The sequence below is a fragment of the Rhizobium sp. 01N447_2 genome (assembly GCF_056399245.1).
On the sequence record NZ_JBFTQY010000019.1, the window covers coordinates 40,368 to 53,403 of the forward strand.

Here is a 13,036-nt window from a genome sequence, read left to right on the forward strand (position 1 = left end):
CTAGACACTGAACCAGATGGTTCAGTTTTCGACGGCCCGCCTTGATGCCTCCTTCGCCGCGCTCTCGGACGCCACGCGACGTGGCGTTCTGGAGCAGCTCGGACGTGCGGATGCTTCGATCACGGAGCTTGCAGAGACGTTTCACATGACCCTCACGGGCATGAAGAAGCACGTCAGCCTCTTGGAACAGGCGGGGCTGGTGACGACGGAGAAGGTCGGCCGTGTGCGGACCTGCAGGCTCGGCCTGCACGGGTTCGAGGAAGAGGCGGCCTGGATCGAAGCGCGCCGCCAGATCTGGAACGCACGCTTCGACGCGCTGGATGACGTCGTCGAGGCCCTGAAACGGAAGGAGAAAATCGATGGGAGACAGAGCGAGTAACGGCCGCACGGTGGTCGAACGGAGGTCGGAGCGCGAACTCGTGGTGACGCGCACCTTCAACGGCCCGGTTCGCCTCGTATTCGACGCGTGGACCAAGCCCGAATTGTTCAAGCTATGGTGGGCGCCGAAGTCGATGGGCGTGCCCTTACTTTCCTGCGAGATGGATGTTCGCACCGGGGGCAGTTATCGCATCACGTTCGGACACGACGCCTCGGATGCCATGGCCTTCTTCGGCAAATATCTCGACGTGTCGCCGCCTTCGCGCCTCGTCTGGACCAATGACGAAAGCGAGGGCGCCGCCGTCACCACGGTGACCTTCGAGGAAGAGGACGGCAGGACGCTGCTGGTCCTGCAGGAACTCTATCCCTCGAACGAAGCGCTCGACGAGGCTTTCGTCGGCATGGAAGACGCGATGCCCGAGCAGTTCGAGCAGTTGGATGAACTTCTCATCACGCTCAGCGCGAGCGAGTGACAGCTCAACTCAATCGGCCATGCCTCAAACAGAGAAGAAACAGGGAATTGGCGCAGCGTGACTACTTTCCTGAAGTCCGCTACCACACAATGTTCCGCTGGCGATGGCGCAATTCACAGGTGGATGCCGCCCGTCGATCCGCCGGAAAGGCTCTAAACCGCTCGAACTTCGGCAAGCCGCCTGACTGCGTAATCGTCCTGCCAGCAGACGGCGGCTTCCCATGCGGCTGAGGCTTGCGCGGCGATGTCATACGCGCCGTCGTCGAGATCGGCAGCGTTGTCGGGCAGCACCAGGTCAAGGTCGGGGACGTCGACATGTGATTCATCCCAGTCGATCAACGCGACCCGATCTGCAGTCATGCGGACGTTGGCAGGGCTGTTGGGGTTGCCGTGGACAACGCATGTCTGACGCCCGATGAGCCGCGCCCACGCTGCCCGACATCGAATAACGGCCTCAGGCGGCATCGCGGCAAGGTTGATCCTCGTTCCGGTCTCAGTATGCAGGAGGTTGGTCGACGATCGCCAGCCCGGGCGCTGCGGCCAGCCCTGCGTCAGCCGATGCAGCTCGCGCAGCGTGTCGGCGACGCGACGCCAGTCGGCCTCCGTCTCGGGCGGTCCGCCCTCCATGTATTTCATCACCACCAAGCCGTTCACGAACAGCCGGCCGTCAGTCGTCGGGATCGGCACTGGAACGGTCATGCCTTCACGGTCGAGGTATTGGAGCAGCTCGGTTTCCCATTCGAGATCAGCGTCGCTCCTGGTGCCGAGACGAGCGACCACGATCTGCCCGTTTAAGCGAACGCTCCACACGTCGTTGGCAACTCCACCCGTGAGCCGTTCGATGCGAACTGCGTCTTCACCCCATTGCCCGAGTGCTTCCCATCCCATTGGCGATACCCTTGGAGGTCATGATCAAATGACGAAAGAAATAGAGAAAGTTTACGACGCCACAAAGGCCGCTGGCGGCGCGAAGCTGCCGTTGGTAGCAACCCGATCGCCTCATTCATTCCTGCATCCTCCGGCTTTCCCCAACCAGCTCCCATAAATCGACCTTCTCGGCGCGCCCCTTGACCTGCACCAGGCCAAGCGGGCGAAGCTCGAAGCGGTCGGCAACCGCATTGTGGATGGCGGCGCTGACCAGGATCGAGGTGTTGAATTCCTTGTTCAATCCTTCCAGCCGTGAGGCGACATTGATCGTGTCGCCCATGGCCGTGTACTGCTGCCTGGAAATCGCGCCGAAACTGCCGACGACCGCCGGGCCGGTGTGCAATCCAAATCGGGTGATGAGCTCGGGACGGCCATTCTGACGGTTGTCTTCATTCAGGCCGTCGACCGCCGCTTTCATGGCAAGCGCGCAGCGGCAGCCGTTTTCGGCGTGCCTGGCATCCGGAACAGGGGCGTTCCACATGACGAAAATGGAATCGCCGAGATATTGCACGACTGCGCCGCCATTGCGCTCGGCGATGGTGTTCAAGAGTTCGAAATAGGCCGATAGCGTATCGACAACGTCTTCGGGCGAATGCTGCTCGGATATGGTGGTGAAGTCGCGGATGTCGGTGAAGAGCACGGTCACATCCTGCCGCTGCGCCTTGACGACCGCTCGTCCTTCCGGGCTGACGATCCGCCGGACGACTTCACGCGGCACATAGAGGGCAAACTGGCTGATGGCATGACGGCTTGCGGCCAGCGCGCTCGCCAGCGTGTTGATCTCCGATATCCAGGAGTGCGAGACACCTTTCTCGCCGACGTCGAGATCGCCGATCCTGCGTGCCTCGTCCGCCAGCCGATAGAGAGAGCGGCTGACCATGCGCGACAGCAGCACCGATGCCGCGACACCCGCGAGCACGAAGGCGCTGGCAATCAGGAGATTGTGCAGGAGCAGCCGATTGGCCTCAGCCACCAGATCTTCCAGAGGCACGACGATTGCGGCGACGCTTCCCTTGAACAGACCGGACACGCCGACGGGGGCGATCTGCAGGATCTGGCGTTCGCCATCGAGATCGATCCGCGCCACGCCGCCATTGGCAAAGGCGGGATCGCGCCTGAGCCTCGCCACCGTTTCCAGGCTCGTGTCGTAACTGTCTGTCGTCGTATCGACGGCAACGGCGCCATCGGCATTTTTCGACCATATGCCGAGAAGCCTGTTCATGGTTGCCGGGTCGGAGTGGGCGATCAGATCATCGGCATCGTCGATGATGTAGGCGCGCGCCCGCGGCGAAATCTCCTGCGCGTCCAGCAGGCGACTGATGGTCTGCAGGTGAATGTTGATGCCGACGACCACCTGAGCATTGTCCTGCATGGGTGCTGCGATCGTCAGCGTCGGAACCTTGAGCGTTCCGGCGATATAGGGGCCGACAGACACCGGCACACCGTCCTGAACGACGGATTGATACCACGGGCGTTGCCGCGGATCGAAGGATGCATAGTCGAAGTCCCGCTCGCCGATCGGTCTTGCCTGGCTGTCGAGAAACCGCAGCGTCGAGATGACATCAGCACTTTGTCTCCCGGCGATCGTCCTGATCGCGAAAGCCGTACCGTCGGGTGCCGCCAGCGTCTGGCGAACATCCCGCCTTTCGGTGTTGATGACCTGCAGGTACGAACCGTCGGGGTAGCCGGTGTAGATGCTCGTCGCATTGGGGACGTTGCGCAGGATTTCCAGGAAGAATTGCTGCTTTGCCGCGATATCCTGCGGCGGCGGGGAGGCGAGCAGCGGCAGGGTCGATGCCAGTGCCACCGCCTCGGTGCCTCCCTGCAGCGTATTGCGGTATCCCTCGATCAGCCGCAGGCTCATCTCGCGCATCTGCTGCACGCCCGCGCTGACCGCAGCATTGCTTCCCTGTCTGAACGCCAGCCAGATGATCGGCGTCGACGTGCAAAGCAGCGATGCGACGACGAGGACGCCGAGGTGCAGTCTCAGGGGTTTGGACCAGCGCACGAGATATCCCTCGAAATGCGGACACATTTCAGCAGCCGTGCAGGAATGAGCGTCCCCAACGATGGCAGCTAACCGCTTTTTGAGGATTTACACAAGGCAGTCATGGGAGTGCCCCGGCGCTGTTGAGTTCGCTGGCTATGGTTGCTGCAGATGTTTGCTTGTGGCGGATATCGGATTCGCCGAGCCGCTTGCGCACAACGGGGAGATGCGATCCGGCTGATGACTGGCGAGGCGGCTTGGCTCCCTCTTCTCCCCGCTGGGGAGAAGAGGACAGTGGTCGCGCTTTCGCCAAACTTTCTGCCGGGCAGGGGTGGGCGAGATCTGTGGTGAGGCGGATGATGGGCGTGCTGATCTCACAGGCAGCGGGGGCTGGCGCCTCCTCTCGGCCCAAAGCTGCCGCTGGCTTCCGGCAAACGTGTCATTTGCCGCGCATTGGCGCTTATTTCCATTGAATCCCGCCATCAGCGGCCCATAGTGTCGGCATTCCCAGCTTTGCCGGTTGGGCGCATGGGGAGGAGGCGGGKGCATGTCAGCAAATCTCGACGATATCCGTAACCAGCAACGTGAGACCTGGGACAAGTTTTCGGCCGGCTGGAAGAAATGGGACAGCCTGGTTCTCGGTTGGCTCGCGCCGTTTGGCGACGCCATGCTTCGGCGCGCCAATCTCTCCAACGGCTTCAGCGTGCTCGACATAGCCGCCGGCACTGGCGAACCCGGCCTGACGGCGGCCGCGGCAATCCCCGACGGTCAGGTTGTCGTCACCGATCTCTCGGAAAATATGCTGACTGCTGCCGCCGAAAATGCGGCCGGACGTGGCCTCAAGAACTTCAAGACTCAATTATGCGATGCGGGCGCGTTGCCGTTTGCCGATGCCAGTTTCGACGCCGTCCTATGCCGGTTCGGGTTCATGTTCTTCCCGGATATCGCTGCTGCCGCCAGGGAGATGGCGCGCGTGGCAAAGCCCGGTGCGCGCGTCTGCGCCGCAGTCTGGAGCGTGCCTCCCAAAAATCCATGGGCGACCACGGTCATGGGCACGATCGCCCGCCACGTGGACATGCCTCCGCCGCCGCCCGGCTCTCCGGGCCTGTTCCGCTGCRCGGGGGAGGGCATGATCGTCGAGACCTTCAGGGAGGCGGGTCTTCGCGATGTCGCCGAGGACGAGGTGTCGGCGATGATGGTGCACGATGCCCCGGAGCGCTACTGGGACTTCATGACCGAGATCGCTGCGCCTGTGGTCGCCGGACTATCCAGGGCCGACGCAGCAACACGGGAGAAAATCCGCCGCGAGGTCCTGGAGCTGGCGCAACAATCCGTCAGCGACGGCAAGGTTCACCTTCGCTCAACGGCAACTGTGATCACAGGCACGCGATAGGCTGCTGCAGAATTCCTTGAATCAGAATCGTAGCGCCTTGTCGCGCGCCGCCGAGTCTCACGCATGTCGCGCAAAACTGTGCGGCGGTTTTGCGATAACGATATGCCTAAAAACAAAGACCTAAAGCGCAAGGAGCGAATCTGAAAGATTGCGCGAAGGACTGCATCCCTCAGGCGCCGCAAGCCACAACATGATCCCGTATTGCCGCAGCACTTTCCAAAGGCGACCTGAACGTCACATCCAACGTCAGCGCGTGTTGGTGCGGAATATCAAGAACCACGGCCTGTTGGCTTCGGCTCCTCGACGTCTCGACGTCGGTGGTTTTCAAATGGTTGCGCCGTGCGGGGGAGGAAACGCGACGCGCCAGTTCTTCTTCGGCACAAAGCAATCTCACCGGAACGAAGACCGCGGCGCCCTGTGTGGCGGCGTCGACGAACTGTTGGTACGTCCGCGCGCTGCGCACATCGCCTTCGACACCGGCGTGGGTGAAGATGAAATTCGCCGACGGGCTGCTATAGGCGGTGATCGCATCCAGCACGGCCTGCCGGATCCTACCAGTGTACTCCCAGACGCCCTTAGGCAGCGGAGCGGTCTGATCCTCGTCGAGGAGGCGCAAGATCGGGTTGTTGAACCAGTGATTATCAACAATCTTTGCTGATATCAGCGAGCCGAGTTCTCGAGCGATTGTCAGCTTCCCGACGCCCGGAAACCCCAGGAGCAGCACGAAAACACTCATCGTCCGACAACTCTCCCAACACAATCCACCGCTGTGGAAACGCAGCATATCTGCGTTTCCACAAGCCGAACCGCTTAATGCGAAGCCGCCTCGCTTGCGACCGCCGCCCCCTCGCGCTTCTGGCTAGGACCGACCGGGATCAGCCAGGTGGTGAAGAAGGTGAGCACCGCGACGATGACGACGCCCCAGAAGCTCCAGTGCAGAGCCGCATTGAAGACGGCGCGGATCGCCGGATCGGCGGCGAGCGCCGAAAGCCCGGTCGGCTGGTTCAGTGCGTCATGCAGGCCTGCCGCCGCCTCGCCGCTCGCATAGTGGTTGATGCCGGCATTGAGGATGGCGCCGAGCACAGTGGCGCCGAGCGTATTGCCGAGGCTGCGGGAAAAGATGATCGAGGCTGTGGCGCTGCCGCGCATCGACCATTCGACGCTCTCCTGCACCAGCACGATGCTGGTGAGGCTGATGAGACCCATGCCGAAGCCCATGAAGAAGGAGCCGGCGCCGGCAACGACCGGCGAACTGTCAGGTGTCAGGAACAACAGGAAACAGGCACCGAAGGGAAACATCAGGCTGCCGACACGCAAGGTGCGGCGGATGCCGAAGGCCTTGTAGAAGCGGCCGGAGAGGATCACCGCCAGAGGCCAGCCGACGACGAGCATGGTGAGCGTGAAGCCCGCGACAACAGGCGAACGGCCGAGCACGCCCTGCACATAGATCGGCAGGATTGTCGAAAGCCCGATCAGCGCCATGCCGGCAAGCAGCGTCGCCGCATTGCTGGTCGCAATCAGCCTTCGGCTCCAGAGCGGGATCGAAATGATCGGTTCCGGCGCCCGCTTCTCCTGGGCGAGAAAGAAAAGGCCCGCGACCACGAAGACGGCGAAAAGCGAAATCAGGATCCAGGCGCTCGCATCGGTTTCCGTCAGCATGACGAGAAGTGCGACGATCGAGATCGAAAACAGCGCCGCTCCGAGGTAATCAATCTTTGCCTGCTTGTGCGCCACGTCCTCCTTCAGGAAGATCATGAAGGCAATGATCGAAATGATGCCGATCGGCAGGTTGATCCAGAAGATCCAGGCCCAGGAAATGTTGTCGACGATGATGCCGCCGGCCAGCGGCCCGACGACGGCCGATGTCGCCCAGACGGTTGCCATGAAGCCCTGCACGCGGCCGCGTTCCTCGAGCTTGAAGAGATCGCCGATGATCGTCGTCGTGACCGGCTGGATGGCGCCGGCGCCGAGCCCCTGCAGCAGCCGGAACAGCACCAGCGACATCATCGACCAGGCAAGCCCGCAGAGCAAAGAGCCGACCAGGAAGATCAGGATGCCGCCGATCAGCACCGGCTTGCGCCCGAAAATGTCGGAAAGCTTGCCGTAGATGACCGTCGTCGTCGATTGCGCCAAGAGGAAGGCCGAAAACACCCAGCTGTAATAGGAAAACCCGCCGAGCTGCCCGACGATGCGCGGCATCGCGGTCGCCACGATCGTCGCCTCGATCGCCACCATGAAGGTTGCGAGCATGATGGTGGCGACGATAAGCACGCGGTTCGAGCGTTGCGCTGCATTCGACATGACGATCCTCTTCGGGTGCTCCGCAGATGCCGGAAATATCGGCAGGCTGGCGAGATGTGGGGCGATGCGCCGCTTGCGGAGTGATGTGGCTCTTTTACGTCTTCAGGGCCGAACGGTAAAGCAGGCCGCGACCGGTTTCTGACGGCAGCGATCGTTTTCGCGCGATGTCAGGGAAGTTTCGGTCAAAAGCGAAGGCCCGGGCAGAGCGACGCCGGGCCTTCATTCTGTCGGGAGGGAAGGCKAACAATCGCCCTATCCTCATTGCGGGCACGCATCGCCGACGGAGCCGGTATCCGTCCCGGTGCCAGCCGCCCCCGCGCAACCCGGCGTCTGCTGCAGGTTGGGATTGACCCCGCCGGGATTGATCGTGCTGCGGCCGCTGTTGAGATTGACGCCGCCATTGCCTGTCGTGCTGCCGGTGGTGCCGGGATCGGTGCCGACAGACCCCGTGCCAGCTGACCCGGCGCCGGCGGAACCGCCGCCCGAACTCCCCGATCCGCCGATAACAGGCGCCACCGAAAGCCGCCCATTGGCATCCGCACCCCCGGCCGTCTGCGCCAGCGCCGGGCCAGCCAGACCGATCGAAAGCAGTGATATCGCGATGAACTTGCAGGACATGATTTTCTCCATGCTTGTTGTCTCAGGGAGAAAACTTGATCCCCGGGGGCATTGTTCCGGGATGGGTTGGGCTGGTTGGCACTATTGCGCCGGAGGCGGTGACCCCGGCTTAGCCTCTTCAGCCCTGACGATCACTGCGGGCGGGTACCGTTATTCCCCTGGTTACCGCGAAAATCGCTCCAAACATTCCGCCGACGACGATCCCTGCAGAGCCGCCCGCCAACGCCGCAATGAGGCAGTAGGCGATCCAGGAACCAACGCTGGATGCACCAGACAGGAACAAGGTGGAAACGACGCCGATTGCTCCGCCAAGGATGCCCAAGACAATGGCAACCCCCGTCACAGCCTCCGATGGATCAATGGTGCGGATGCGTGGCGCTTGGGCGGTATCATGTTCAACCGGCGGAGAGTGGCGATCCGTGTCTTCCATTCGACCCTCCTTCAAAGCATTTACGATCGATCCTTCAGCCGCCGAGAGGCTTGTCGTCCTTTTCGGACAATATCCTTTCCGCTGCGCCATCCAGATCTTCGTACTGACCGGTGCGCAGGGACCAAAGGAAGGCACCAAGCCCGGCGATGCCCATGAACAGAGCTATGGGTATCAGAAACGACAATGCGCTCATTTATCCCACTCCCGCCAGCTTATTTATCCGCCGCATTTCCCGCTCTGGTGGCGTGCCGTCGATCTCAAGCCTCATCGCATTCGCGACGACCAATATGGACGACGTCGACATCGCTATCGCGGCGATGAGCGGGTTGGCATAGCCCAACAGTGCGAGAGGAATGCTGCACGCATTGTAGACGATAGCCAAAGCGAAATTTTGGCGGATCAGCACGGCCGCACGACCCGCCGTCGTCAGCGCGACCTTCATTCCGTCCATGTCTCCATTGAGCAGGATGAAATCGGCGGCGCTGCGACCGATGTCACTTCCTGATGCCGGAGCCATGGAAACATGCGCGGCCTTCAGCGCGACCGCGTCGTTTATTCCGTCACCAATCATCATCACCTTGCGTCCGAGACTGCGCAACGCATCGATCGCCTCGGCCTTGTCCTTGGGGAGTGCGGCTGCTTTTACCGAGTCGATTCCGACTTCCTGTGCCACTGCAAGAGCCGCTTCGGGGACATCGCCTGTTAGCATTTCGACGGCGATGCCGCGACTCTTCAAGAACTGCACCGCCATCGCCGACCCGGCTCGAACCTTCTCTCCAAAAACGAAAGAGGCAAGGACTTCTCCCTGTCGTGTCAGGACGACAGTAGAAGCGGCGGCAGTCCGGTCATCTGCATCGCCGCTCGCCGCCCATGCCGCTCGCCCAAGTCGATAAACTTCCCCTCGGAAAGACGCCTCGAGACCGTTGCCTGGTATCTCCCTGACGTCTTCGAGCGCGAGGGCCTCCCACTCGCGCCGTGAGGCGTAATCCGCGATCGCTCTCGACATCGGATGGCTCGAAAACCGCGACAGCGACGCAGCCAGTGAAAATTCCAGTGGTCCGGTCCAGTTCCCGGTCAACAGCGTCGGCTCGTACTGCGTCAGCGTACCGGTCTTGTCGAAAACGACGGTGTCGATTTCCGCCAAACGTTCCAATGCCGATCCGTCCCGTGCCACGATGCCCTGGGTGAACAATCTGCGTGCTGCAACGACCTGAACCATCGGGACCGCCAGCCCCAGCGCACAAGGGCAGGCGATGATCAGGACCGAAATCGAAATCGTCAGGGCGAGGTGGATGTCCTGTGTCACCGCAAACCACGAAAGGAATGTCAGCACCGACAGTCCGTGGATAACGGGAGCATAGAGACGCGCGGCCCTGTCTGCGAGTATCCGGTATTGAGACCGGCAGTCCTCGACGGCTTCCAGCATCCTATGCAGCTCGGCGACTGTCGAATCTCCCGGTGCGGCGGTGGCTTCGACAGTCAGGGGATGGCCGACGTTCAAATCTCCCGCGCGAACCTGTCCGCCTGGTCCAACCGTCTCCCAACGGCTCTCTCCCGTCAGCAATGAACGGTCAAGTTCCGACAGGCCGGAGAGAATCGTCCCGTCGGCCGGAATTCTATCGCCGGCTGCAATCAGGGTGCGGGTGCCAGAAACGATGTCGCTCAGTGGAACATATTCGATCCGTCCGTCCGCGCGTATCACATTCGCGCCCTTCGGCATCATGTCGGCCAGAGACGCCGCCGCCGATCGCGCCCGCCGTCGCATCAGATGGTCCAGCGTGCGTCCGACGAGCAAAATGAAGATCAACGAGGTACTGGCCTCGAAGTAGGCTTGCCGTCCTTCGGCGAACGTGTCGTATACGCTGAGACCGAACGAGAGCAAGACGCCGATGCTGACCGGCACATCCATGTTTGCCCGACCGTGCACGAGCGCCCGCCACGCCGACCGGTAGAATGTCGCCCCGGAGTAGATCACGGCCGGTAGTGCGAGCGCGGCCGACATCAGGTGGAGCGTCTGACGTGTTGCCGGGTCCGCACCCGCCCAGACCGATACGGACAGCACCATGATGTTCATTGAGCAAAAGCCGGCGACTGCCAGCGCGCGCAGCAGGCCTGATATCTCACCGTCCGGTTGATCACGGCCTTCCGCCGGCAAGACGGCCGTGTAACCGATCGTTCCGATCAGGGCGGCAAAATCGGGCGGCGAACCATTTTCCGCTTGCCAATGGATGGTTACGCGCTTTGCCGTCAGATTGGCGCGCGCCATGTGAACTTCGGGGTGCTTGCCAAGGGTCGATTCCAGAAGCGCCATGCATGCGCCGCATCGCATGTCCGGGACGGACAAGGTGATCTGCCTGAGACCATTGCCCAAATCCCTGCTTGCCAACGCAACCTCGTCCACGCCCGGCCTTCTTGGTCCGGGCTCGTGGAGCGACGACGCAATTGACGCGCAGCAGGTCATTGTCCGTTCCTCGCTACCTCATTGCCTTGTAGGCATGCCATGTGGCGTGGCCGAGCAAAGGAAAAACGACGATCAGTCCGACAAGTCCTGTCAGCAGGCTGGCGAGGAAGAGGGCGAGCACGATCGCGCCCCAGACCACTGACGGTCCCATGTTGTTCCAGACCATGACAACGCTGACGCCCATCGCTGTGAAGGCGTCGATGCGCTCATCCAGCAGCATCGGGATTGAGAACACCCCGATTGCAAAAGCGAATCCAGCAAACAATGCGCCCACGCACAAGCCGACGATCAGCATGCCCCAGCCCGAGGGGGTGGTGACCAATAGCCTTGCTACGCCATCAAGGCCGGGGAACGGATTAACGCCGAAAAAGAGCGCGTAGATAATGACCGCTGCCCTCATCCAGAGCAGCATCACCATGCACAGCAGCATTCCCGTGAAAAACACCTGCCCTCCAGCTCTMGGCCGGACGAATAACATCTCCCGAAGCGTGATGCGCTCCCCGTTCGCCAAACTCCTGCTCTTGACATAGAGCCCTGCGGCAAAGAGCGGCGCGACGATCAATATGCCCGCCAATGCGGGAAAGAGGAGATAGTCGCGCTCGAGCCGAAACAGCATCACGGTGGCCGCCAACGCCAGTAAGAACACCACGAACCCGTAGGCTAGACTTGGCCAGGGTTGCCGGATCAAGTCCTGCCAGCCTTGGCCAAGCCAACCGAGAGGAGCACCGAGGGGCAGATGCCGCTGCCACTTGGGATCCATCGTCTCCTGTATCCCCGATACCTCGCTCCGATATCGGCCGGAAGTGTCGTCCTGCGGCATCTGATCCTCCTCGTGCGTTCAGCAAGCTGAAGCGGCGGCCCTGAATTGGTTGGGTTGCTGGCCTTTTTCCTTGATATGCTCGATGCAGGCGGGCTGGGTGGCGATCGCCATGTAAACAAAATGGGCGTTAGCGCCGACAAAGATCGCCCCGGTCAGCCCGATCAGCAGCCACTTGAAAGCGCGTGGTAAAGGTCTCTTCGCTTCGGGCATCACTGCTGACCCCCACCCAGCTTGTTCACATAAAGCGCGAGTATCTTTATCTCAGCTGGACTTAGGCGTTCGTCCCAGGTGGGCATATGTCCCTGCCGTCCGCCATGGATCGACTGGACGATTCGTTCGATGCCCCCGCCGTAAATCCAGCGGCCATCGGTCAGGTTCGGCGCACCGACATCCTGTTTGCCTTTGGCATCTTCGCCGTGGCATGCCACGCAGCTAGCCATGAACACCTCGCGGCCAGCAGCTATCTGGCTGGCGTCTGCGGCTTCGGTGGACGTATTGCTCAACGAATAGACATAGGCGGCGACGTCGCTCACCTGTTTTCGGTCGAGCATTTCGTCTGTTCCGAACGCAGGCATCTGCGACACGCGGCTTTGCGAGTGCGTCGTATTCACCCCCACCGTCATGGTCTGGACGATCTTTTCTGGTCCGCCACCCCAAAGCCAGTCGTTATCGGTAAGATCGGGGAAGTCTCGTCCGCCCTTGCCGTCCCTTCCATGACAGGCGGCGCAGTTGTCTCCGAACAACTGGTGGCCGCTGGAGGCCACCTTCTCCATCAGCTTTTCGTCGGCACGGATTTCATCAAAGGAACTGGTCTCGATCTTCTCGATCCAGGGCGCGCGCGAAGCATCGGCTTCTATGATCTTTCGCTCTACCGCCTGCTTTTGACCCGTCCCGATCAGGCCCCTCGTATACGTGCTTCCAAGCGGCCAGGTCGGATACAGTATCCACCAGAGAGCGGCGAACAGGTGCGTGACGATCAGGAAGAGCAGCACTCCGCGCGGCACCGGAGTATCCAGTTCCTTGATGCCGTTCCAGATGTGTCCGGTCGTCTGGCGGCCTGTTACGGGATCGACTTCCTCTATCGCCATGGGGTGTCGTCCTTGTCGAATATCTCCGTTTCCGCCCGGTCGAAACGCGCCCTGTTGGAGGGCCAGAACGTGTAGACGACCACTCCGATCGAAAACAGGATGAGATACAGCAGGCCCCATACCTTGGACAGTTCCAACATGGTCTCGTGAGTAACATCCAT

At 61.5% G+C, this 13,036-nt stretch carries 15 protein-coding genes; 3 read left to right on the forward strand and 12 right to left on the reverse strand.

The window, feature by feature from the left end; translation table 11 throughout:
* Positions 1 to 16 precede the first annotated feature (16 nt).
* Positions 17 to 379, forward strand: a complete 363-nt coding sequence (locus AC1ECN_RS16140; protein ID WP_130671873.1) for an ArsR/SmtB family transcription factor — start codon at positions 17 to 19, stop codon at positions 377 to 379.
* Positions 360 to 851 (forward strand): SRPBCC family protein, encoded by a 492-nt coding sequence (locus tag AC1ECN_RS16145; protein WP_024321068.1) that lies wholly within the window; start codon positions 360 to 362, stop codon positions 849 to 851. Before AC1ECN_RS16140 ends, AC1ECN_RS16145 begins: the two co-directional genes overlap by 20 nt.
* A gap of 152 nt (positions 852 to 1,003) precedes the next feature.
* Here AC1ECN_RS16145 and AC1ECN_RS16150 read toward each other — a convergent pair whose 3' ends face one another.
* A complete protein-coding gene (locus AC1ECN_RS16150; RefSeq protein WP_024321067.1) occupies positions 1,004 to 1,738 on the reverse strand; it encodes a phosphotransferase in 735 nt (244 codons plus the stop codon).
* A gap of 115 nt (positions 1,739 to 1,853) precedes the next feature.
* Positions 1,854 to 3,785: an adenylate/guanylate cyclase domain-containing protein gene (locus AC1ECN_RS16155; protein WP_130671874.1), complete on the reverse strand. Its 1,932-nt coding sequence runs from the start codon at positions 3,783 to 3,785 to the stop codon at positions 1,854 to 1,856.
* Positions 3,786 to 4,311: 526 nt separating this feature from the next.
* Between AC1ECN_RS16155 and AC1ECN_RS16160 the strand changes: the two genes are divergently transcribed.
* Positions 4,312 to 5,157, forward strand: coding sequence for a class I SAM-dependent methyltransferase (locus AC1ECN_RS16160; protein ID WP_477953529.1), 846 nt, complete (start codon positions 4,312 to 4,314; stop codon positions 5,155 to 5,157).
* Positions 5,158 to 5,326: 169 nt separating this feature from the next.
* Here the strand turns inward: AC1ECN_RS16160 and AC1ECN_RS16165 are convergent, their stop codons facing one another.
* From AC1ECN_RS16165 to AC1ECN_RS16210, 10 genes are all read right to left on the reverse strand, one after another.
* Positions 5,327 to 5,893: a phosphotransferase-like protein gene (locus tag AC1ECN_RS16165; protein WP_130671876.1), complete on the reverse strand. Its 567-nt coding sequence runs from the start codon at positions 5,891 to 5,893 to the stop codon at positions 5,327 to 5,329.
* Positions 5,894 to 5,967: 74 nt separating this feature from the next.
* On the reverse strand, positions 5,968 to 7,458 hold the full coding sequence (locus tag AC1ECN_RS16170; protein ID WP_130660831.1) for an MDR family MFS transporter: 1,491 nt from the start codon (positions 7,456 to 7,458) through the stop codon (positions 5,968 to 5,970).
* Positions 7,459 to 7,716: 258 nt separating this feature from the next.
* Positions 7,717 to 8,076 carry a hypothetical protein gene (locus tag AC1ECN_RS16175; RefSeq protein WP_130671877.1) on the reverse strand — a complete coding sequence of 120 codons (360 nt, stop codon included), beginning with the start codon at positions 8,074 to 8,076 and terminating at the stop codon, positions 7,717 to 7,719.
* 118 nt (positions 8,077 to 8,194) lie between these two features.
* A complete protein-coding gene (locus AC1ECN_RS16180) occupies positions 8,195 to 8,506 on the reverse strand; it encodes a hypothetical protein (RefSeq protein ID WP_130671878.1) in 312 nt (103 codons plus the stop codon).
* 34 nt (positions 8,507 to 8,540) lie between these two features.
* Positions 8,541 to 8,699 (reverse strand): cbb3-type cytochrome oxidase assembly protein CcoS, encoded by a 159-nt coding sequence (gene ccoS / locus AC1ECN_RS16185; RefSeq protein ID WP_018072397.1) that lies wholly within the window; start codon positions 8,697 to 8,699, stop codon positions 8,541 to 8,543.
* Positions 8,700 to 10,967 carry a heavy metal translocating P-type ATPase gene (locus AC1ECN_RS16190; RefSeq protein WP_130671879.1) on the reverse strand — a complete coding sequence of 756 codons (2,268 nt, stop codon included), beginning with the start codon at positions 10,965 to 10,967 and terminating at the stop codon, positions 8,700 to 8,702.
* A 13-nt stretch (positions 10,968 to 10,980) separates the two neighbouring features.
* Positions 10,981 to 11,787 carry a DUF2189 domain-containing protein gene (locus AC1ECN_RS16195; protein WP_024321060.1) on the reverse strand — a complete coding sequence of 269 codons (807 nt, stop codon included), beginning with the start codon at positions 11,785 to 11,787 and terminating at the stop codon, positions 10,981 to 10,983.
* A gap of 18 nt (positions 11,788 to 11,805) precedes the next feature.
* Positions 11,806 to 11,997, reverse strand: a complete 192-nt coding sequence (locus AC1ECN_RS16200; protein WP_024321059.1) for a hypothetical protein — start codon at positions 11,995 to 11,997, stop codon at positions 11,806 to 11,808.
* Positions 11,997 to 12,875 carry a cytochrome-c oxidase, cbb3-type subunit III gene (gene ccoP, locus AC1ECN_RS16205; RefSeq protein WP_130664019.1) on the reverse strand — a complete coding sequence of 293 codons (879 nt, stop codon included), beginning with the start codon at positions 12,873 to 12,875 and terminating at the stop codon, positions 11,997 to 11,999. Before ccoP ends, AC1ECN_RS16200 begins: the two co-directional genes overlap by 1 nt.
* A complete protein-coding gene (locus tag AC1ECN_RS16210) occupies positions 12,866 to 13,036 on the reverse strand; it encodes a CcoQ/FixQ family Cbb3-type cytochrome c oxidase assembly chaperone (protein ID WP_018072402.1) in 171 nt (56 codons plus the stop codon). The genes ccoP and AC1ECN_RS16210 overlap by 10 nt, the downstream gene beginning before the upstream one ends.

Coding starts and splice junctions, on each gene's coding strand:
- AC1ECN_RS16140 (WP_130671873.1), top strand. CDS start 17: ATGGTTCAGTTTTCGACGGCCCGCCTTGATGCCTCCTTCGCCGCGCTC.
- AC1ECN_RS16150 (WP_024321067.1), bottom strand. CDS start 1,738: ATGGGATGGGAAGCACTCGGGCAATGGGGTGAAGACGCAGTTCGCATC.
- AC1ECN_RS16170 (WP_130660831.1), bottom strand. CDS start 7,458: ATGTCGAATGCAGCGCAACGCTCGAACCGCGTGCTTATCGTCGCCACC.
- AC1ECN_RS16165 (WP_130671876.1), bottom strand. CDS start 5,893: ATGAGTGTTTTCGTGCTGCTCCTGGGGTTTCCGGGCGTCGGGAAGCTG.
- AC1ECN_RS16190 (WP_130671879.1), bottom strand. CDS start 10,967: ATGACCTGCTGCGCGTCAATTGCGTCGTCGCTCCACGAGCCCGGACCA.
- ccoS (WP_018072397.1), bottom strand. CDS start 8,699: ATGAGCGCATTGTCGTTTCTGATACCCATAGCTCTGTTCATGGGCATC.
- AC1ECN_RS16180 (WP_130671878.1), bottom strand. CDS start 8,506: ATGGAAGACACGGATCGCCACTCTCCGCCGGTTGAACATGATACCGCC.
- AC1ECN_RS16210 (WP_018072402.1), bottom strand. CDS start 13,036: ATGGATGTTACTCACGAGACCATGTTGGAACTGTCCAAGGTATGGGGC.
- ccoP (WP_130664019.1), bottom strand. CDS start 12,875: ATGGCGATAGAGGAAGTCGATCCCGTAACAGGCCGCCAGACGACCGGA.
- AC1ECN_RS16175 (WP_130671877.1), bottom strand. CDS start 8,076: ATGTCCTGCAAGTTCATCGCGATATCACTGCTTTCGATCGGTCTGGCT.
- AC1ECN_RS16200 (WP_024321059.1), bottom strand. CDS start 11,997: ATGCCCGAAGCGAAGAGACCTTTACCACGCGCTTTCAAGTGGCTGCTG.
- AC1ECN_RS16145 (WP_024321068.1), top strand. CDS start 360: ATGGGAGACAGAGCGAGTAACGGCCGCACGGTGGTCGAACGGAGGTCG.